Here is a 20,319-nt window from a genome sequence, read left to right as displayed (position 1 = left end):
CTGTAATCATGGCAATCACCCCCTTTAATGAAAAAAGACAGATTAACCGGTAATCAGGTTCTGCACCTGTACGAGTTTTTCTGTCCCTTCTTCTTTTCTCTTATCTTCTCCACCACAATAGATGGGAACACACATTTCAAGTATTCTACTGTAAATACGCTGATGGGCAGTATCCAAATCTGTGGATTTCATTTCATTCAGTCCCAGATTCGTTGTTACGATCAGCGGAAGCATTTTACAATAACGGCTATCTATCACATTATAGACCTGCTCCAAAGCAAACTCGGAATTTCGTTCTATTCCTAAATCATCAATAATCAGCAGCGGATAATCCACAAGATTTTGTATAATCTGGTTCTTATCTGCCTGATAGCTGGTCATTTCGTTTAAGATCCTGGAAAAATTCGTCATCATGACACGTTCTCCCTGTTCCAAAAGTGCATTTGCAATACAGCCTGCAAAGAAACTTTTCCCGGTTCCAACTGGTCCTATCAGAAGCAGTCCTACATTTTTTCTCTTCATATCTGTCCAATTTTCTACATACTGCCTGGCGATTAGTATCTTCTGGTTGCTTCCATTGTCATTTTCAAATTTCCATTCCCAGAATCTTCTTTCCCGAAGTCCGACTGACTTTCTCTGATAAAGCAGCCTCTGTGCTTCTTCCCGCTGCATCTTCTCATCCAGTTCCTGCCTGGCTTTTACCTCGCATTCGCACAAACAGGACACTACATGCTCAAATCCCATCAGACTGACTTTCATCTGTTTTCTTTTTCCACAGATACCACAATGAAGACATCCCTCTTCATCCAGATAATCTGCTGTTACTTTATTTTCCATCACAGGCTTTCTCCTTCCTGAAATTCATATTTGCCCATTCCTGCCCTGGCTCCATCTCGTTCTGCCCAAAGACAGATTGTTGCAAAATGATTCTGATACTCTTTTCCACTGGATTTCATATAAACAGAAAGATGATCAATCCGTTTCTGGTAGTCCCACGGAAATAAAGTCATCAACTCCTGCAGTTCCGGTTCCGACAGAACAACATTTTTGAATCTCCCATACTGACTGAAATTTTCTTCCAAAGCGTGAGTGTTGCTCTTACTCTTATCAGTATGATTCTTTTCTGTCTTATTTATCTTAGTATTACTTCCTTCCAGATTCTTGCAGTCCGGACTTCTATTTTTTTGCTGCCCGGACTTCCAATTTCTTGCTATCCGAATTTCCAACTCCTTGCTATCCGGACTTCCATTTTCTTGCAATCCGGAATGAAAATATCTGTCTGGCTTTCCTCTGACCCGTTTCACAAAATTTTTCACATATATGACAGAGGGACGGTTATTTCCCTGCCGGTAACGTTCAATCAGTCCAATTCCATGCACACTGTCAAGTTCATAAAGGAGCTTTGTTACAGTCGTATGGGACATCCGCAAAAGATCCTGCAGTTCTGCAATCGTATAAATGATATAGACATAACCGTCACTGTCAATCCATCCATTTTTCTTTGATAGACTGATGCGGTCTAAAAGGATTCCATACAAGAGTTTTGCATCTGTGGAAAGACCCTGAAATTCCTTTTCTGTAAACAGAGCTTTCGGTATTCGGAAAAAAGAAAACTGGTCAGATTCTTCTGCTCTGAAGTATTCAAAATCTGCCATAATTTATTTCCTATTCTTCCATATTGTTGAAGTCATACCCTGCTGCACTTCCTGTGCCATGACACAATTCATCAAGCACATAATTGAACGCATTCACCGCTTCTTCCAGATAAATTTTCCTTGCCTCTTTATCACACGCATACATATCGGCAATAAATCCTTCATCATTTCCTATTGCGTGTACCAGAGTCTCCAGAACTTTCATAAATTTCTTTTTTGAACACTTTTTATTCTGCCTATTCACATACTGCTGAATGTCCAGTACTCTATCAGCATTTTCCTCATTTTCTTCCAGGATTCCAAATGCCAGGTCCATGCCAAATTCATAGCCATCACAGGAAATCTGATCAATATCAAGCTGTCCAAGCTCATCTCGATAATTTCTTTCTTCCATAGGAGTCAGTGGTGTCTCATATTCATCCAGATATCCCATATCTGCAATTGTTTCCAGAATATCTCTGGATGCTGCCACCATCTTGTCCATGATAATTTCTCTTTCTTCCATCGGCATATTTGCCATAATGCTGTCTAATGTCATCATTGATTCTTCCTCCATCTCATTTTCATAAATATCGTTGATATAAAAGTGGTTTGCCTTTCCATTGTTCGGAATGATACGCACCAGATTTCCAACCTCCACCAGTTCCTGTACTGCCTGATCTACCCCATATCTGGTTGTATTCAGGTCTTTCTTCATTTCACTTTTTGGATAAATTACATACAAATCCCCCTTACCATCTACCCAACCATTCTGCACCGCAAATTTCAAACGATCCAGAAATAAGCTGTATAAAATCTTTGCTGTATTTGACAGATTTTTGTATTTTTCCATCTGGAACAGCACCTTCGGCACCTGCAGACAATCTACCGGCATATACTCCATCTTACTCATTGATTGTTTCCTCCTTCTGTTTGTACAGCACTTCAGCTGAATTGATATTGATTTCCAACATCCCTACAAATACCTGATAGTACAGAAGGCATATCTGTTCATCCTCTCTTGCCAGATACAATCCTTCCAGTTCATCGGACAGATGTTTCATTCCATATACTGCCTGACAGATATCATGGATTTTCTCACATTCCACACTTCTAAGATGCTGCTCCAAGGTGTGGTTAAATCTCTGCCAGTCCTCCAGTTTCTGATTTACTGACATCATGCACTGGAACAATTCCGCTGCTTCACATGCTGCTGACAGCACTACATTTTTGTTATTGATACTTCCATCGGCATTCTTCATATGCCCTACCATATACGCCTGATCTACTGAAACCATCTTTTATCCTCCTCTATCTAAACGGCATTTCTTCTTCCATGCCCTCTGGGATCTCTAAGAACCCTTCCGCATCTTCTGGAAACGGTGGTCTGTCAACCATTTTTGCACCTGCGAATTCAATCCGGTTTGCATACACTTCGGTGGTATAAATCTTTTTCCCGGTATCCTTATCTTCATAATTACCTGTGACAATCTCGCCTTCCACCATGACCTTCGTTCCCTGCATCAGATAATCTCTGGCAAATTCTGCTTTCTTTGCAAAAGCCTTTACCGGAATGAAACTGACTTCATCGGAATAATTTCTTCTGACTGCCAGAACAAACTTGGCAATCTTATGAAATCCTTTTTCATTCTCCACTTCGTTGTATCCGGGATTTCTTACCAATCGCCCGGAAATAACTGTTGTATTCATTGGCTTAACCCTCCTATACTTTCATTGATTTGTAACAGATGCCGATACATGGTCCACATTTTCCATAGGCACATCCGTAACATTCATCTTTTTCCAACTCTTCTTGCTTCATTTCATCGGCAAACATTCCTAACAGTGTTGTATAAATCTTTTTCATTGCAAGGAACTTCTCTTCTGCTTTTTCCATCTTCTCTTTATAAAATGGAATCAGTCCACGAAGAACTGGATGGAAACGTTCATTTTCATCATCCCAGGCACAGGTTTTCATCATACAGCGTGGCTGTTTCTCATAATTGCCCAGATAATACGGGCAGAACGTACAGCCTCTTTCTTTAACAATTTCCACCGGGATCACTGGCATCTGACTTTTGATTTCTTTTGTTACATGCTTACTTTCAATTCGCTCTCTCATCTTAAAAATCCTCCAAGTATATATATTTGCAAAAGGGATTTACCCTGAATTGCCTGTTTTTAGGCACAAAAAAAGAGGCAAACTTACGATTTTTGTTTTCGCAAGCCTGCCTCTTATCAAACTAATTTTCTATCTTCCAATGATATACCGTATAAAAACGTATATCGCTCTGATCACATACACTGGAATTATGATACTTCCGATCAATGCTCCAATGATGACACTTAATGCAGCCATACCAAGTGTTGCTGTGGTATCCATTCCTCTAGGGATTAGAATCAGCCGCATTTTATGTATTCCAAATGGCAATCCGGCAATAAATATCCACCAGAACCAATCTGTCTGACCACTGACTTTCATTATTGTTTTTGTCATCCAAAACCAGAATACCATAAATGCCAGCGGCAGAATTGATTTTTTAATTACGTCTTCAATCGTCACCCTTTTTCTCCCTCTGTCTGATTCCTTCCGCCACCTCCCGATTAAAGTTTGCCAATATTTCTCTAACCACAGGAGAATCCAATCGAAAGGTTTCCAGATCTTTCTCCGTAAGCTCCCTTCCGTTCGCATCATATCTTCGTACAATTTTTAAAGCCATACTTTCACTTCCTTCCTGCTGATAATCCTAATGTTTTCAACAAATGTTTAAACTTCTCTCTTTTCATCCGTTTAACACGTATCTTTTCTATCTTTTTCAGATAGACTTGTATTCTACTTGCCATATCTTCATTGCTCATTCTTTCCCCTCTCTTTCTGCCCACGATGCCAACAGCATAAATATAATTTCTTCCATCTGAGTCTTTGTATATGTCTCTGGAAAATATTGTTTCAATTTCTTCGCCGGAATCTGCACCTGAACTTTTTCAGTACTTTCATTCATGCAAATCTGGTCAATCTCTGGATACGTCAACATCCGCTCTTTTGAAATTTGTTTCAATTCCTTTGCCTGCTTCATGGACGGTACCATATTGTGATTACTCATATACTGAAATAATATCTGCTGCTCTTCAGTTCTCAAATAAGAAAGTTCAACAGCTGTGTTAAAGGGAAGCTTCTTCTCGTCTGCCAATTCTAATAGCTCTGCTACTAACTCTGTCAGATGAATATATCGAAGAATCTGTCTGGAACTATCTCCTGTATTCTGACTGACTTCTTCTGCCGCCAACTTCTTGCCAACTTGGCAAGAAGTTAAATCAGATCGTTTTCCCTGACGCTTTAACGCCTCATATTTCATTTTATAAGCAAATGCCTTTTCGCTGATCAGCAGCTCTTCTCGTTGAATGTTGGAATCTACCATAATCACCGTCGCTTCATCATCTGTAAGATCTTTGATGATAACCGGCATTTTCTCTAGTCCAGCAAGTTCACATGCTCGTTTTCGCCGATGACCAGCTACCAGCTCATAACCACCAGACTCTCTCAACCGCACAATACCAGGAACCAACACGCCATATTGTGTAATGCTTTCTAATAATTCTTCCATTTTCTTATCATCTTTTACTTGAAACGGGTGATTTGGAAATGGATGAAGGCTTCCTATTTTTATCTCGCAAATTCCATTGTTTGTTTCTTCGTTTGTTCCAAACAACGCATCAAGTGGCTGTAAGGAAATGGGAGTTGCTCTTTTTTTAGATGGCATCTTCTAGCACCTCCTCCGTCACTCTCCGATAAGCCTCTGTAGCTTTGCCTTTCGGATCATAAGAGAAAATACTCTGTCCTTCTCTGACTGCTTCCTTCATTCTTACAGAAAATGGAATATAATTATCAAAGATATGAATTTGACTTCCATATACATTTCTGAGAAGTTCCATATTATTTCTGGCATCATTTGTATGCGCATCGACCATCGTGAACAGAATCCCACCGACTTGCAACTTCGGATTAATCTGCTTACGAACCTTACCGATCGTTTTTAACAACTGCTGCAAGCCTTTGATTGGCAGGTAGGACGCTTCAACTGGAATGAGGACTTCATCTGATGCAGCCAGCGCATTGATCGTAATCATTCCCAATGATGGCATACAGTCAATAATGACTGCATCATATTGATCCTTGATACCATATAAAATCTGTTTCAATACATATTCCCTGCTCATTGCATTTACCAACTGTACTTCCGTACCTGCCAGTCCAATGTTAGAACAGATAATATCTATTCCCTCTGCCTGATGTCTGATATAACAGTCTGAAGGAATATCTTCATCTTTCATTACTGCATCCATAAGAGCTGTAAGTGTTTCATTACTGTCATCACAATCACGATATCCAAATCCTGCGGATACATCAGACTGTGGATCGGCATCTACAATCAACACTTTCATATTCTTTTGTGCTAATCCTACTGCTAAATTAGCTGTACATGCGGATTTTCCCGTTCCCCCTTTTTGGTTTACAATAGAAATAATTCTAGCCATTTTTCATCACCTTTCATCGTCGTCAATCAAAAAGAGGACTGAATTAGACAACCGGAATCTATATTCCATGCGAGCTAATTCAGTCCTATAATTACAATAATTCTGTTGTTTTTACTCTTGTCTTACACAAATCCATTTCCAGTCTGGATCTGTAATAATTCATATTCTGGAATGACAGCGCTGCCTTATTTTTCCCTTTTTCAGGGAGTTAAAAATAAGGACTAAATTAGTGCAACCCCTTGTATTTACTGGAGTTTTCTAACTTGTCCTTATTATAACTCGACCATGAGGTGTGATATTAGGCATCTGCACCCGATAGATATCATTGTATCTGCCGACCATGTGGTTGAATCGGTGCTGCCAGTGCATTGCCACAAGTGGCATTCCATTGTCATCGTAGAAAAGGAATCCACTGTAGCCATCAATGGATTTTTCCACTTTAGGAGCATTCCTGTCTTCGATGATTGCTCGAAACATTTCTGCCACATCTTCTGTTATCGGCAGCACTCTTGTTCCTGCATGTCTGCAAACATGAGGGGTAATATTGGACATTCATATTGGAGATTGCCAGATATGGCACCGGATCGGCATAGCCTTCCTGGTTTCTATAACCTACTCCCATAAGAATAGCTCCTTTCGTTAAATGGTAGAGATGTGTATTTATCTCTTCACTATCCCATGGACAGGAATCTGCGAATTGGGCGGCACTTTTTTTAATTTTTTTCCTTTGAGCGGGTTTCTTCTATATAAATGTAAAAATCCAATCCGACCACTTTAAATTTTTCTCCCGCCCTTTTTGGGATTTTGTGTCCATGGGATAGTGAAAGGAAAAGTCTTTCAGAAAGGCGGTGTAAACGATGGGAAATGTTACAGAAACAGATGCTGCCATAATCAGCGATGCAGAACTTGATAAGGAAATCTCAGATGTGCTGATTGCAATCAGTGTCATTACCAGACAGCTTGCAAAGAAAAACGCAGTCAACCATATGTCAAAGGAGGCAAAAGACGATGAAGGAAAAAGAATTGGCGAAGTTATTTAAGACCATTGCTGACAGCTTCACACGGCTTAGTGAAATCTACTCTTCCACAGAAGACGTGACACAGCCGAAAGCTCCAGCGAAAAAGTAAAAAACAGTCAAAGCAGAAAAAGTATCTGAGGCGGCGCAGGAAGTTTCTCCTGAAAAGGAATCCGAAACCATCACTTATACCAAAGAAGATGTCAGAGCAAGACTGGCTCAGAAGGCCAAGGCAGATGCCGGAAAGTATAAAGCGGATGTGAAGAAGATCGTAGCAACCTTTTCTTCCGATGGTACTCTGACCGGAGTTCCTGCTGATAAATACCCGGAAGTGATCGCAGCTTTGGAGGTGATCGGCAATGCCTAAACACGCATTGCTCTCCGCTCCCTCAAGTAAGCAGTGATTGAACTGCCCACCATCCGTAAGGTTATGTGCTGAGATCAGGGATCGGGCAAGTCCTTATGCACAGCAGGGAACAGATGCACATAAACTCTGTGAATACAAAGTTCTGAAAGCTCTTGGAAAATCCGGGCGTGATCCGACTGCAGATTTGGATTACTACGATGTGGAGATGGAAAACTGCACAGAGGAATACTGCAACTTCGTCATAGAACAGTTCGAAGAAGCAAAGAAACTCTGTAAAGATCCTCTGGTGCTTGTAGAACAAAGACTTGATTTTTCCAGATGGGTACCGGATGGCTTTGGAACGGGGGACTGCCTCATCGTAGCGGATGATGTACTTCACATCATTGACTCCAAATATGGTCTGGGCGTTCTATAACCTTTCCATTTTTTCAAGTACATTTATATAATCCATTGATGGAAATTCTTTATCGTCAATGGTATATAACACATTTAATTTTTTAATGGCCATTCCTACACTTTTCATCATTTTATAAGATTATAACATACAACATCTTTATCTGCCATTCCTCTTAGAGACTATCTATTCTATGCTGATTAACAAAGATGAAAAATTACAGGAATATAAATACCGCACTGATCCTCATAACAATAATTACTCTCTTCCTCTATAACAGAAAAACACACAGACCCTTATTACACTAACCATGAGTCTGTGTGTTTTTCTAATTTTGGTTTTCAATATAATTTGTAATAATTTCAGTGAGTAATTCATCGGGATTCCTGCCAAGCTTTTGAGCATGTTCGCGCAAACATTTAACTAACTCTCCAGGAATATGAAAAGGTTTAAATTTTTCAGGATATGCCCAACAACAAGTTTCACAATCTAACTGGCAATCTCTGCAAGCAGTACTTTTAAAGTTATTGCATTCATCACACAATGGTTGCCAATTTGAAATTTCATCACTTCCCCCTCTAAGTCTCGGCACTTTATGATCCTGCTGAAACCCTGTATCTTTCGGGGTTCTTCCACATGCAGCACATACATGGTTATATTTTGCAAGAAGAGGTTCAGAACTACCTTGCAACAAAACCAGAAGGACGCTACATGTTTGTATTTACACAAACCCATAGTTCCTGGCTAAATTTGATTGAAAGCTTTTTCAGCAAGATGACAAAGCAGATGCTGAAGGGAATTCGAGTTAATACAAAGCAGGAACTTGAAGACAGAATTTATAAATATTTCGATGAAGTAAATGCAGATCCAGTAGTCTATCATTGGACTTATAAGCCCGATGAAATTTCACCAGAAGACGTTTCGTAAAATGTAGCCAGTTATTTATTATTTGATCTACTAGATAAATTGACATAGTAATAAAACTATATTCTGTTCATTTTCTTTCTTTCCAGTTTATCCCAGTTCAGTTTGTTCTTCTTGTATCCCACAAATGCAGTCACACGGACAAACTCCAGATAAAAGCGGAGAAAAGTTGTTTCAAAAAAACAAGCAGTAATAGCAAGGATCAGCTCTCGAAAAGAAAACCTCTGGTCAATGGTATAGATTCTTGAAAAATATGCAGTTAATGTGAGTAAAATACCATACAGGGCATAGTATGCAAGAAATACCAGCATAAATTTCACGTTCAGCATATCCATCATCACAGATAAAACCATTGTAAGTACACCCAAAAGTTCAATAAATGGTGACAATAATTCGTAAAGCAGAAAATAAAGATAGGATAAAAGTCCTACAGCTCCGTACCGTGGGTTTGCCAGCATTTTACGGTGTCCCCACATACACTGGAACAATCCTCTCTGCCATCTTTTCCGCTGCTTGCCTAATTCACTTAATTTTTCCGGAGTCTGCGACCAGCAGATGGCATCCTGTGCAAAATCAATCTTATATGGCTTACGATTCATGCGGCTGAATTCATGAAGTCTGACTACCAGTTCCATATCCTCGCCCATTGTACTGTTGTCATATCCGCCTACGGCAATCACTGTTTTTTTCTCAAATAATCCAAAAGCTCCGGATATGATCATGTTTGCATTGATTTTATCCAGCAGGATACGTGCTGCCAGAAAAGAACGGGCATATTCCAGGGATTGCATTCTTGCTATTATATTTCTGGGCAGCCTGTATTTTATCACATGACCTTTTTTTATGACAACACCATTGGCTGGGCGGACACTTCCACCAACGGCTATTACATTTTCGTCCTCCAGAACCGGGCGAACGATTTTCTCCAGCGAATCATGCTGTAAAATAGAGTCCGCATCCATACAGATAAACCAGGGATACCTGGCTGCATTGATTCCGGCATTTAAACTGTCTGCTTTTCCGCCATTCTTCTTGCGGATCAAAGTAATGGGCACTTTCTGGTTCGGGCATTCATAAATTTCTTCCTCAGGCTGACATTGGATCAGATGACGGATCGGGCGTTCCACTCGCTCCATATGAAATGCATCAATCAGAACCTGAGATGTTTTGTCTTTAGAACCATCATCTATTACTATAATTTCATATAGTTTATAATCCAGGTTGAGAAGTGAAGTGACTGTATCCTTCACCGTAACCTCTTCGTTATAAGCCGGAACAAGAATGGAAACCGGTATGTAATAGCTTTGCCACAGTTTATTGTGCATCTGTTCAAGGCGGTATGATCTGTACAGCTCAATTGCGCCTGCTACAACCGACAAAAACAAAAAGCTGGAATATCCAATCAGGTATATAATAAAAAACAGATTGACACATTCCAGAAAAAAACGAAATGCATCGGTCATAAACCCGCCCCCCTTTGTACTTTTACTTCATCCAGCTGGTACTCTAACATTTCTTTTGCGTAGCGGTCATTTCCCTGTAAAATATCAGCTAATGCATCCCTGTCTGTATTCAGAACTGCAAGGCTTTTTGCAGCATTATAACGGACATACCAGTTTTTACTGGAAGTCTCTTTTTTCAAGATTTCCAGTGTCTGCGGTCCGGGATACACAGCAAGAGCAGAAATACAGGCATTCTGCAATTCCCAGAACCCTTCCTTTTCTTCTTCAGCGTGATGAAGCAGAAAAGAAACACTTCTTTCATCCTGATATCTGCCAAAATAGCGGACACATGCGATTTGAATTTCCATATCCTGGCTTGTTTCCAGCATAGACAGCATTTCATCCTTCCAGTTTGACGATGCATATCGAATATAATCCAACAAGCTTACCTGCATCCTTGGATGAAATTCACTCAATTTTTTCCAAAGGAGTGGTATCAGTTCTTCTTTTTTATCGAAGGAAAGAAGTCCATCTGCAAGTATTTTTTTATGCGGAAGCAGCTGCTCATTTGCATCCAGAAATGTCAATGCCTGCATAACCGCTTGTATATCTTCTGAACTGTATAATGCCCGCAAAGCATTCTCCCTGCAATAGAGACTTTTATTTCCAAGCAGGTCAAAAAGAAATGGGAAAACAATTTCCTTAGCCTGGAATTTCGTCATATGAAATATGGCAAATACATAAGCCAGGCAGGCCTTTTCCATATCCGGTTTTCTTTTATAAACCGGTATCAGTTCTTCCATCAGCCGACTTACAGATGCTATTCCCTGCTGGAATTGTTCCGGCATACTGTTTTCAACTTTAGATAATGCTTCACTGAACGTCAGAAGTCTGCTGGCTGAATGAAGCTCTTTAACCAGCCTTTTTTCCTGCTTTTTATTTTCCGTTATATTTTCTGAAAACAACTGTCTGTATTCTTCGCAATATCGTTGTTCCCTCCTTTTCAGAACACAGGAACGATATCTTGAAATTATCTCTGTAAAGCAGTTAAAAATGATAATCCCCACACAGACAATAAAATAAAAAACAATCACAAGCTGCGCTATCATTCGTATTCCTTTCCTGTCCAGTATGTCTTCAGAACCTGGTATGCTTCTTTTAATCTTTCATGGTAGGATACTGTATTCTCCCATCCTTTCAGTTTAAGGCCTCCCATCTCGATTGTATTTCCTTCTCCGCCAAAACCTATAAACATCTCTTTGATCCCCACTGATTCAATGCCATAATTTCCGTCATAATAATCATCATGGATCTGCATTCGGGACGGATCAGAAAAATTCAGCAGCTGCCATGGGATTCTAATTTCCACATCATCTCCATTACAGATAAAATCTGCCCTGGAATCATAAGCAGATGCAGATGGATTTCCATTACCATAATACAGCTTTCCACTTTCAAAGGTTTTTAACGGTGTGGCAGCATCCTGATACTGACCAATAACATCCCGTAATACCATGCTGATATTTTCGAATACAGCGCTGTCCCTGGCTGGTGGATCAATATAAGGATCTTTTCCTGTAATATCTTCCTCATAATTGGCATGAATGGGATTATACCGATCCTGAACCAACAGACGAGTATTATCTTTTCCATTTAAGACCAGTACAAAATCTGCAGGTCTTTCAAATTCTGCTGTACAATTTTCCATACGGGTACTGCCTGTTTTTTTGGTCGTATCAACCGGAACATACAGCGTGTCATTTTCCAGATCAAAGTCCTTTTTATGGAGATATAAATAAACACCGGAGGCATCATACTTCACACTGATGAAAGAGCCGTCTTCATATTGGATCACCCTATCTTTATCCGTCCATTCGGAAGTATCACCGTCCACGTAACAAACACTTTCTTTTTCCCCACAGTCAAATGCCAGCAGGCCAAAATGCTGGTCATTTGTCTGAGCATCTTCCCAGTAAATATTACGGCTTAAATCTACAGCATACATGGTATTCCAGGTATGCTTGAACCATTCATCCTGCCAGGAATAGACACAGCCTCCGGAAAGTCCGGCAGCCATAATGTCTTCATAACAATCTACCAGAATCTTTCCCTGTTCTTTTTCAGAATAGTATCCAAGTCCTCTGCTGGTCACCTGATTCTCATGAATCTCACCTCGTCCTGTGGCTGCACCAAATTCAACAGCCAAAACCGGCATTGTATGATGTTCGTTTAAAAGTCTTAAATATGCCCGATAAGTATTCCGTTTTCCGTCAGGAGTGATACAGTCACTAAAGTCAATCTTTTTATCAGACAAGCTGTTCCATGTTGTGTATTCCATACAGGAAAAGTAATCCTGATCATATGGAGATGCACTGTAGCTGGCAAACTGACCTGATATAAATTTATCAGTTGCAGTTATATGTTCTGTGTCGATCCGGGCACATTTTCTGAAATATTCTGCAATCTCTTTAGGATAATCAAAGGGATCTGTTGCATTTCCACTGGAAAAGGAGATCAGACGCTGCTCATCATATCTTGTTGATTCATAGTGCAGCATCCTGTCACCTGTTTTGGCAAGCAGGGATTCAAAGGCAGAGGCATCTTTTGAAGCAATAAGATAGGTTCCTTTATAAGGTTCCATATCCGGATATTTCTCATCTGTATATGCAACTGTTGTATCTTCCCATCCATTTCCGATAATATATCCCAGCACCCATTTCGAGACATCGTGTAAATAAAGTCCTGTACTTGTATCTGCATCATTATTGATGATAAGTCGTTTTCCATGGATCACATCTACAGTGACCAGGCAATTATCCAGAAGCTTTCCTGCAAAGGAGTCGGCATATGCATCCACTCGGGAGTTCTGTATATAATCATTTACCCAGATTCCCTGAAGTAAATATAACGGCTCCTCATGTTGGGAATTGTATTCATAGAACGCTTTATAAAAAGACGGATTCTGGACAGAATAGACTCTCAGCGTATTTGCTCCTGCTTCCTGGATCAGCTGAAACCAGTGCAGATAGGTTTCTTTGGTGATCGCATAATCTGTAGACCATTCACCAGGAATACCGCTTCCCATATCAATTCCCCTGACTTCAAATGGTTTCCACTTATCTTTGTCCTTTATAAGTATCTCTTTATTCTCAGTCCGGACAAATGTGTTTATATGATTGTCCCGGTCTGAGTCCATATAAAATCCGCCATAAAACACAGCTATAAATCCAATAAATAGAAGCAGAATGATGGCAGATATGCTGATAATAAATCGTTTCATATTTTAATCATTAACCTCATTATACTGCTTTACACGGGAGGATGCTGAATACTGACGCAGAGTCTCAATGTTTTCATCCAACCATTTTCCTCTGTTTCGCAAGTAACCTTTTAGCTGTCCTTCAGCGGCAGATCTGCTGTCCAGATTTCTTGATACCGGAACCAGAAGTCCCTTTGCCTGCTGTTCTACACTTCCCCATCGTGCATCGTTTCTTGCAAGAGCTGGTGCGATAAAATCAAGGGTTTCATCAATATAACGATAAAGTGATTCCTCACTTAACAGACCTTTTCGCAAGGAATGATATCGCTGGATGATCCGTTCAGTAAAATCCTCATCTTTGATAAGCATTTCAAACCATAATCGGTTGTTCAGGAAAAATCCAGTATAAGGAAGTTCCTCCTCGAAATAGTTATTACAGGCATTATTAAAATCCCATACACACATATGATACAGATTATCTGTTCCCTTATAAATATAAGTGGAATAGTTTCCGGCATCTGCATTACTGGAAAGCTCATTGATAATAAAGTAATCTACAAAGCTGTCTACATCTATCATAGAAGTGTAGCCATGTTTTTCCCTGTCATAATCATATGAGTACAGAGTTTTTTCAAAATTTGAAAAATCCTGCCGGATTTCTTCTGTCAGTCTGGCATCCCTGTTCCTGCTTCCGGGATATTCTATCTGCAGCATGAAGGGGGTTTTGTAGGTATACGTTGTAAAGCTGTTTAAAGCTTCTTCGCCCGCATGCTGATGATCCAGGCGAAGCAGGTATCCGGAAAATGTGCTGCGCTTGGCATTTACACGAAGTCCCAGCCTGGCGCCATCTTTTCCGCCGGTTATCATTTCAGTCATTACATATAGACCTTCATATTCACCATTAAGAATTACTTCGCAGAATCTTACATTTGGCGCATAAGACATCATTTCTCCGGCAAGATTGTAAAACATATAATTTCGTATGGCTGTTTTATCGAGCCAGGGACCGTATAATACCCATTCATGGTGCGCATCCATTCCCATAATGGAAAGCGGATTGTTTTCCCCTTTTTTATCTACAAGTCTGATGGCATAGCTTGGCTTATCAAACTCTCTTGAGGAATTACCTCTCATTCGTATGCGGATTGCAGAAGATACATCTGCCGTTTCATTTGCATGATGGTACTCTTTGCTGTCATTTCCGATTATATCCATCTGAGCAGCAATTGTAGTTTCCCCATCAGCAGCACGTGTATAAATGCGGTTGTTTCCATCATCCTTAATGGGTCTTCCCGGGATTACCACCCCATCTGTATCAATTTTGACAATCGGAAGATATGTACACAGACCGCCATCCGCAGGATCCGTACATGGTTCTTGGGGAATTTCCTGTTCATGCTGATGAATTCTCTCTGTTTTTCGGTAGTCCTTATAAAACAATGGCGCAAAAACGGCAATCAGAATAACCGCAAAGCAGCATGTAAATCCTATTATTTTATATTTCATATCAGTTATAAATCTCATCGCTTTGAGCTACAATATTAACACTTTCAATTTGTCCAAGGTTATAGAAATCATCTGTTAAAGCCGGATGCTGTTTCTGAACTTTTTCCAGTATTTTTCTGGATAATTCATAAATGTACTCAGCATTCTCCTCTGTCGTATTTTTTACCCGAAGAACGGCACCAGTCCCAAAATAACGAAAGATCTGGGATTCTATATTTTCACAGCGGCTTCTTTTTGCACGGATGATCAAAAGCATACGGTTATCACTGCGGATTGCTCCCATGATAAGAAAGATAAGAAAAATAGCAGAACTGCCTACTGCAGCAACCAGATAATCTCCAACTCCACAACATATTCCCACAATGATCGTCCAGAAAATATATACAGTATCTCTGGAATCTTTTATTGCAGTTCGAAAACGCACGATAGATAATGCACCGACCATACCAAGCGACAATGCAATATTGTTTCCTATGACAGTCATAACTGTTCCTGTCATAACAGTCAGAACGATTAGTGTTACTCCAAATTTTTTGCTGTAAATCGTTCCCTTATGTGAGATCACATATGAAATAAAAATAAACAGACCAATGACAGCACTTACCAGAATATGCATTGTAATTTGCTGCCAGGTCATATCCCCCTGCTGGGCAAGCAGGTTATAAATCGTCTCTTTCATTTCCTTTCCTCCTAAAATCTGTAGTCACAGCCAATTTGTCTTGCCATACAGTATTTGCTCACAGAAAGCTCGCTTTTCTGAACGGGCAGAAGCATATGCTTGATATAGCTTAACAAAAAACCGTTATATTTTACTTCCAACACTACAGCAAAAGGAGACATTACACTGTTTAACACCAGATTTCTATCAAATATATTGAAATTTACTTCATTAGCCCGTATTCCAGAATCAAAAGTTATTCGAATAGAATTTTCCGGCGCGATAAATGCAAATCTGTCATATTCTACAACTGTTTTAGGACGGTATGCCCACATTTCCATAATTGAATAACATTCCTGTCCAAACTCACTGCCACTGTTTAAAAGTACAGAATAATCACCCTCAATGAGAGCCTGCGCTTCCCTTCTGGATAATCTTAATGATCGCTTCCGCTGATAAGGTCCCTGCTTCTGCTTCATTTCAAACAGTGCAAAATCCGCATCAGGACTATATACCCGCAAACGAAACTTCCTTCTTAACTCCAGACCATCTTCCTTTTCCTGAAAATCCCGATTTGACAAAGAATCAAAGTACAAAGAACGTACCTGATAACCATCCGGTCCGTTATGTGAGTCAGTATGAACCACATTTGACAAATAATTCCGAAGTTTTAATGCTTCTGCCTGATTAAGTAGAAATTTCTTTTCTTCCCGCAGTACATCGCGCACAGTATTATTTCCTCCTGCTTTTGCTTTTTAGTAAATACTACAATAGTATACATCCATAATTTTTTTTGTCCATATATGGAATAAAACTTTGTAGTATACAATGAACTCTCGATAAAATCAACATTTATTGACAATATATACCAAAAGATATGATATTTTATAAACAAATATATAAAAATCATAATGGAAATGGGGATTCCTTATGAAATGGGGATGTTGTATGATATCAAACTACCAAAAATATCTTGAAATACTATTAACATTTATCTGTGTGATCGTACTGTATCCACAATCGCCCTATGCCACCGAAGCCATTTCACAGCGTGAAACCATACGCGTGGGATTCTTTGAGATGGACGGATACCATATGCAGGATGAAACCGGAAAACGAAGCGGCTATGGATATGATACCTTACGTCTTATGGCACGCTACTGGAATGTTCATTTTGAATACATCGGCTACGACAAAGCTTGGTTTAATTGCCTGTACGGATTTACGGGAAGATAATCCTTTCAGCTTTGACTTAAACTTCTTCCATGACTACTCCATTCTCCATTACACCGCTTTTCAGATAACGCTTAATCAGCTGCACCACTCGTTCATCCTTTTCATTCCTGCGAAGTAAGTTCATGAGAATTTCATGATTGAGTGTGTCAAAGTATTTTGATAAGTCCAGCTCTGCCCATTCTGTGTCCGATTTTAACGCCCTTATTGCCTCCGTAATCATTTCTTTAAAATCCTGAAGAAAGGCTTGTTTCTTCTCACTCACTTCAGCAGTTCTCTGAGTCTCCTGATATTCCTGTATGACCCCTTTCATATCAATCCGATTGGACTGCAGCTTATTCTGCAAAGCTAACATTTTCTGTATATCGTTGATCTGTGACCACCAAAAAAATATAGACCACACGAGATTGGCTACAGCTTCCGGTGCCTGTCCCCGAAAAAAATGAGGAGAAAGTACTGTAAGAAATAATTGACTCCCTTAGGAGTAAATATGTAGTAGCAATAATTCATACCTTTTTAGCTGTATTTTGTATCGTAAACAGAAAGAAAATACACTATAATCCAAGGCAATGAAAGTACTTAAAAAAGTAGTTTCGTTGCCTTGGTTCCATTTTTAGAAAGAATAATACTTAGGTGGGAAAATTCCCAGGCGCTGTGTGGAGTTTTCTGTAAGAAGCCGGGGACAGACCGCACTGTTTCTTGAAAAAGGAAGAAAAGTGGTGAGGGTCTAAGAACCCAAGCTGTGTGGAGATGGCAGAAACAGGAAGAGTGGTGCGGCTTAGCATGGACTGGGCCAGCTTGCACTTCTGGGACAGGTAATACTGGTAGGGAGCAACATGATATACCTCCTGGAACAGGTGGATGAGCCTGGAGCGGGACAGGGAAACGGTATCTGCCAGATGATCCAAGGACAGACTTTCTGTTAAGTGCATATCGATATAATTGCGGATCGCCAGTGCAGTAGGATTGATGGGAACTTTGTTTGCCAGAAAATCCGCCAGCTCCTGAATATATTGATGGAGCAGTACAGCCAGCTTGTCAGCAGAGTGTACAGGGTCGGCGGTAAAGGCATCAAGGATCCGGGTCAGAGGTGTTTCGTTATGGAAGCGGGGGATCAGGGTGACACCGTCTAAGCCGTAATCGGAGAGAAGATGCTGTACCAGACTGCCGCTGACATTGAACCAGATCTTGGTCCAGGGATCAACTTTGTCTGAATAGTAGTGGTGGTAGGTGCCGGCAGTAAGGATATAGGCATCTCCGGCATTTACAGTGAGGATACTGCCGTTTCGCTCGATATGTCCACGGCCGCTTAAAACGTATTCAAACACACACAGGGGTCTGCGATAAACCAGGATCTCATAGGCAGGATCCGGGTAAGTGATACCGGCCATGGTGGGAGAAAAGCTTTCCGCGGTAGGGCCGGTGTAGACAGTGTATTTTTCAGTCTGTGTGCGTGTAATTTCCTGAGGCATGGTGGTTCCTCCATTTTTTGAAAGCAAATTGCAATAATGTAATAACAGCATTGTAGTAAAAAGGAGCAAGCCTGTCAACTATGGCTTTCACTATATAAAATAAAAATGAAATCAACCCAAATAAATGATCACAGGAGGACAAAATTATGACACAAATACCCAGACCGGAGCATCCCCAGCCCCAGATGAAGAGGGAGCATTGGAAAAACCTGAATGGAGAATGGGATTTTTCCTTTGACTTTGGATGCAGCGGCATAGATCAGAAATGGCAGGAAGGAAAGACAGATTGGGAGAAGAAGATCCTGGTGCCCTTCTGCCCGGAAAGTGATCTGAGCGGAATCGGCTATAAGGACTTTATCCCCGGCGTATGGTATCACCGTACCATCACATTGACAGGGGAGGAGCTGAAGGGAGATCTTCTCTTACACTTCGGCGCAGTGGACTATGATGCAAGAGTATGGATCAATGGAGTAGAGGCAGGCAGACACCAGGGCGGTTATGTTTCCTTTACGTTTAATATTACAAAGCTTGTAAAGGAAGGAGAAAATGACATTACGCTTTTTGCAGCAGATGATGTGAGAGGCGGAAAGCAGCCCAAGGGAAAGCAGAGTCATTTCTTCAACTCCAGAGGCTGTGATTATACCAGAACGACAGGTATCTGGCAGACGGTATGGCTTGAGTGGGTACCGGAAAGCTACATTGAAAAAGTGCAATATTATCCAAACCTGGCAGAGGCAACTCTGGGAATTAAGGCGGTAGTAAAGGGGCAGGGCACACTGGAAGCAAAGGCCTTTTATGGGGGAGAGCCCTGTGGCAGCGTAAGCGCAAAGTCAGAGGGCGGCACCGTTACCATGACACTTCCTTTGTCCCGTCTGGAAAAGTGGGAGCCGGGTCATGGCAGACTGTATGACCTTACATTAACCTATGGAGAAGATAAGGTAGAAAGCTACTTTGGTATGCGTGAGGTAAGACTGGATGGAGAGAAATTCCTCATCAACGATAAGAGCGTGTTCCAAAGACTGGTGCTGGATCAGGGCTTCTATCCGGATGGCATTTACACAGCGCCTACAGAGGAAGCACTTGTCAAGGATGTGGAACTGTCCATGGCTGCAGGCTTCAACGGCGCAAGACTCCATCAGAAGGTATTTGAGCCTCTGTTCTTGTATCACTGCGATAAAGCAGGCTATCTGGTATGGGGCGAGCAGGGCTGTTGGGGACTGGATTACAGCAATCCCGCAGCATTAAAATATTTCCTGCCTGAGTGGATGGAAGCCTTGGAGAGAGACTTCAACCATCCCGCCATCATCGGCTGGTGTCCGTTTAATGAGACATGGGATTATGAGGGAAGAAGGCAGGATGACAGCTTACTGGCCAATGTGTATAAGATGACAAAGCTGTATGACACCACCAGACCCTGCATTGATACCAGCGGAAATTATCATGTGGTGACGGACATCTATGACTTACACAATTATGAGCAGGATCCGGCAAAGTTTGCAGCAACCTACGAGTCCTTTAAACAGGGAGGTGATTTGGAAGATAATCATGGCTACAGGCAGACACCTGTAAAGGGTATCCCTACCTTCATCAGTGAGTATGGCGGTATCAAGTGGGACGAGGAAGGTGTTGAAAAGGATGGCTGGGGCTATGGTGCAGGTCCTGCTACCAAGGAGGAATTCCTGAACCGATATAAGGGACTGACCGATGCCCTTTTGGACAATCCCCATATGTTTGCCTTCTGCTATACCCAGCTGTATGATGTGGAGCAGGAGTTAAACGGTCTGTATACCTATGAACGTAAACCCAAGTTTGATATGGATGTGATAAAGGCAATCAATGCCCGTAAGGCAGCAATCGAGGATTAAAAGCATCTCGCAG

23 protein-coding genes and 3 pseudogenes are annotated in these 20,319 nt (G+C 40.9%); 5 read left to right on the top strand and 21 right to left on the bottom strand.

From position 1 onward, the window contains the following. Window positions 1-42: 42 nt before the first annotated feature. From DWZ44_RS06060 to DWZ44_RS19275, 12 genes and pseudogenes are all read right to left on the bottom strand, one after another. A complete protein-coding gene (locus DWZ44_RS06060) occupies window positions 43-837 on the bottom strand; it encodes an ATP-binding protein (protein ID WP_074108865.1) in 795 nt (264 codons plus the stop codon). After that, window positions 837-1,655 (bottom strand): replication initiator protein A, encoded by an 819-nt coding sequence (locus DWZ44_RS06055; RefSeq protein ID WP_055039905.1) that lies wholly within the window; start codon window positions 1,653-1,655, stop codon window positions 837-839. Before DWZ44_RS06055 ends, DWZ44_RS06060 begins: the two co-directional genes overlap by 1 nt. 10 nt (window positions 1,656-1,665) lie before the next feature. Beyond that, on the bottom strand, window positions 1,666-2,547 hold the full coding sequence (locus DWZ44_RS06050) for a replication initiator protein A (protein ID WP_015529851.1): 882 nt from the start codon (window positions 2,545-2,547) through the stop codon (window positions 1,666-1,668). Continuing rightward, on the bottom strand, window positions 2,540-2,932 hold the full coding sequence (locus tag DWZ44_RS06045; protein ID WP_055039906.1) for a hypothetical protein: 393 nt from the start codon (window positions 2,930-2,932) through the stop codon (window positions 2,540-2,542). The genes DWZ44_RS06050 and DWZ44_RS06045 overlap by 8 nt, the downstream gene beginning before the upstream one ends. A gap of 13 nt (window positions 2,933-2,945) precedes the next feature. Then, on the bottom strand, window positions 2,946-3,344 hold the full coding sequence (locus tag DWZ44_RS06040; RefSeq protein ID WP_074108867.1) for a single-stranded DNA-binding protein: 399 nt from the start codon (window positions 3,342-3,344) through the stop codon (window positions 2,946-2,948). 13 nt (window positions 3,345-3,357) lie between these two features. Further along, window positions 3,358-3,756: a hypothetical protein gene (locus tag DWZ44_RS06035; RefSeq protein WP_074108870.1), complete on the bottom strand. Its 399-nt coding sequence runs from the start codon at window positions 3,754-3,756 to the stop codon at window positions 3,358-3,360. Window positions 3,757-3,885: 129 nt separating this feature from the next. Continuing rightward, window positions 3,886-4,197 carry a DUF6050 family protein gene (locus DWZ44_RS06030; protein WP_074108872.1) on the bottom strand — a complete coding sequence of 104 codons (312 nt, stop codon included), beginning with the start codon at window positions 4,195-4,197 and terminating at the stop codon, window positions 3,886-3,888. Further along, window positions 4,187-4,354 carry a hypothetical protein gene (locus DWZ44_RS18400; protein ID WP_172680790.1) on the bottom strand — a complete coding sequence of 56 codons (168 nt, stop codon included), beginning with the start codon at window positions 4,352-4,354 and terminating at the stop codon, window positions 4,187-4,189. The genes DWZ44_RS06030 and DWZ44_RS18400 overlap by 11 nt, the downstream gene beginning before the upstream one ends. Window positions 4,355-4,358: 4 nt before the next feature. Beyond that, window positions 4,359-4,493, bottom strand: a complete 135-nt coding sequence (locus DWZ44_RS18985; RefSeq protein ID WP_008371487.1) for a hypothetical protein — start codon at window positions 4,491-4,493, stop codon at window positions 4,359-4,361. Then, window positions 4,490-5,395, bottom strand: coding sequence for a ParB/RepB/Spo0J family partition protein (locus DWZ44_RS06025; protein ID WP_074108874.1), 906 nt, complete (start codon window positions 5,393-5,395; stop codon window positions 4,490-4,492). Before DWZ44_RS06025 ends, DWZ44_RS18985 begins: the two co-directional genes overlap by 4 nt. Then, complete coding sequence (locus tag DWZ44_RS06020) at window positions 5,385-6,170, bottom strand: ParA family protein (protein WP_015529850.1); 786 nt, start codon at window positions 6,168-6,170, stop codon at window positions 5,385-5,387. Before DWZ44_RS06020 ends, DWZ44_RS06025 begins: the two co-directional genes overlap by 11 nt. 285 nt (window positions 6,171-6,455) lie before the next feature. Beyond that, a pseudogene (locus tag DWZ44_RS19275) lies at window positions 6,456-6,689 on the bottom strand (site-specific integrase); the annotation flags it as partial. A gap of 338 nt (window positions 6,690-7,027) precedes the next feature. Between DWZ44_RS19275 and DWZ44_RS06010 the strand changes: the two are divergent. Then, complete coding sequence (locus tag DWZ44_RS06010; RefSeq protein WP_117510831.1) at window positions 7,028-7,210, top strand: hypothetical protein; 183 nt, start codon at window positions 7,028-7,030, stop codon at window positions 7,208-7,210. Between the two features lie 380 nt (window positions 7,211-7,590). After that, entirely contained in the window at window positions 7,591-7,968 is a 378-nt protein-coding gene (locus DWZ44_RS06005; protein WP_330411384.1) for a DUF2800 domain-containing protein, read from the top strand. Between the two features lie 307 nt (window positions 7,969-8,275). Here DWZ44_RS06005 and DWZ44_RS06000 read toward each other — a convergent pair whose 3' ends face one another. Further along, entirely contained in the window at window positions 8,276-8,539 is a 264-nt protein-coding gene (locus tag DWZ44_RS06000) for an HNH endonuclease (protein ID WP_242991206.1), read from the bottom strand. A gap of 92 nt (window positions 8,540-8,631) precedes the next feature. On the opposite strand from DWZ44_RS06000, the pseudogene DWZ44_RS05995 reads away from it, so the two are divergent. After that, window positions 8,632-8,874, top strand: a pseudogene (locus tag DWZ44_RS05995) (IS630 family transposase); the annotation flags it as partial. A gap of 56 nt (window positions 8,875-8,930) precedes the next feature. Here DWZ44_RS05995 and DWZ44_RS05990 read toward each other — a convergent pair. The 6 genes from DWZ44_RS05990 to DWZ44_RS05965 all read right to left on the bottom strand — a co-directional run bounded on the left by DWZ44_RS05990 (window position 8,931) and on the right by DWZ44_RS05965 (window position 16,464). Next, window positions 8,931-10,334 (bottom strand): glycosyltransferase family 2 protein, encoded by a 1,404-nt coding sequence (locus DWZ44_RS05990; protein WP_117510833.1) that lies wholly within the window; start codon window positions 10,332-10,334, stop codon window positions 8,931-8,933. Beyond that, entirely contained in the window at window positions 10,331-11,161 is an 831-nt protein-coding gene (locus DWZ44_RS05985; RefSeq protein WP_147342463.1) for a HEAT repeat domain-containing protein, read from the bottom strand. The genes DWZ44_RS05990 and DWZ44_RS05985 overlap by 4 nt, the downstream gene beginning before the upstream one ends. Before the next feature lie 257 nt (window positions 11,162-11,418). Next, the gene (locus tag DWZ44_RS05980; RefSeq protein WP_243002035.1) at window positions 11,419-13,398 is read right to left on the bottom strand and encodes a hypothetical protein; all 1,980 of its coding nucleotides are present in this window, start codon (window positions 13,396-13,398) and stop codon (window positions 11,419-11,421) included. 198 nt (window positions 13,399-13,596) lie between these two features. Continuing rightward, window positions 13,597-15,078: a CotH kinase family protein gene (locus DWZ44_RS05975; protein ID WP_158565834.1), complete on the bottom strand. Its 1,482-nt coding sequence runs from the start codon at window positions 15,076-15,078 to the stop codon at window positions 13,597-13,599. Between the two features lies 1 nt (window position 15,079). Then, complete coding sequence (locus DWZ44_RS05970; protein ID WP_117804407.1) at window positions 15,080-15,757, bottom strand: DUF4956 domain-containing protein; 678 nt, start codon at window positions 15,755-15,757, stop codon at window positions 15,080-15,082. A gap of 11 nt (window positions 15,758-15,768) precedes the next feature. Further along, window positions 15,769-16,464, bottom strand: a complete 696-nt coding sequence (locus DWZ44_RS05965) for a polyphosphate polymerase domain-containing protein (RefSeq protein WP_117510843.1) — start codon at window positions 16,462-16,464, stop codon at window positions 15,769-15,771. Between the two features lie 220 nt (window positions 16,465-16,684). On the opposite strand from DWZ44_RS05965, the gene DWZ44_RS18065 reads away from it, so the two are divergent. Beyond that, a complete protein-coding gene (locus tag DWZ44_RS18065; RefSeq protein ID WP_118700397.1) occupies window positions 16,685-16,972 on the top strand; it encodes a hypothetical protein in 288 nt (95 codons plus the stop codon). Window positions 16,973-16,997: 25 nt separating this feature from the next. Here DWZ44_RS18065 and DWZ44_RS19270 read toward each other — a convergent pair. Beyond that, window positions 16,998-17,141 (bottom strand): annotated as a pseudogene (locus DWZ44_RS19270) (group II intron reverse transcriptase/maturase); the annotation flags it as partial. A gap of 457 nt (window positions 17,142-17,598) precedes the next feature. Further along, window positions 17,599-18,441, bottom strand: a complete 843-nt coding sequence (locus DWZ44_RS05955; RefSeq protein ID WP_055268294.1) for a helix-turn-helix domain-containing protein — start codon at window positions 18,439-18,441, stop codon at window positions 17,599-17,601. A 146-nt stretch (window positions 18,442-18,587) separates the two neighbouring features. Between DWZ44_RS05955 and DWZ44_RS05950 the strand changes: the two genes are divergently transcribed. Then, window positions 18,588-20,306: a glycoside hydrolase family 2 protein gene (locus DWZ44_RS05950; protein ID WP_117804406.1), complete on the top strand. Its 1,719-nt coding sequence runs from the start codon at window positions 18,588-18,590 to the stop codon at window positions 20,304-20,306. The last annotated feature ends 13 nt before the right edge of the window (window positions 20,307-20,319 follow it).

This window comes from Blautia sp. AF32-4BH (assembly GCF_003460565.1).
Classification (GTDB): domain Bacteria; phylum Bacillota; class Clostridia; order Lachnospirales; family Lachnospiraceae; genus Fusicatenibacter; species Fusicatenibacter saccharivorans.
This window is presented reverse-complemented; position numbering and strand designations above follow the sequence as displayed.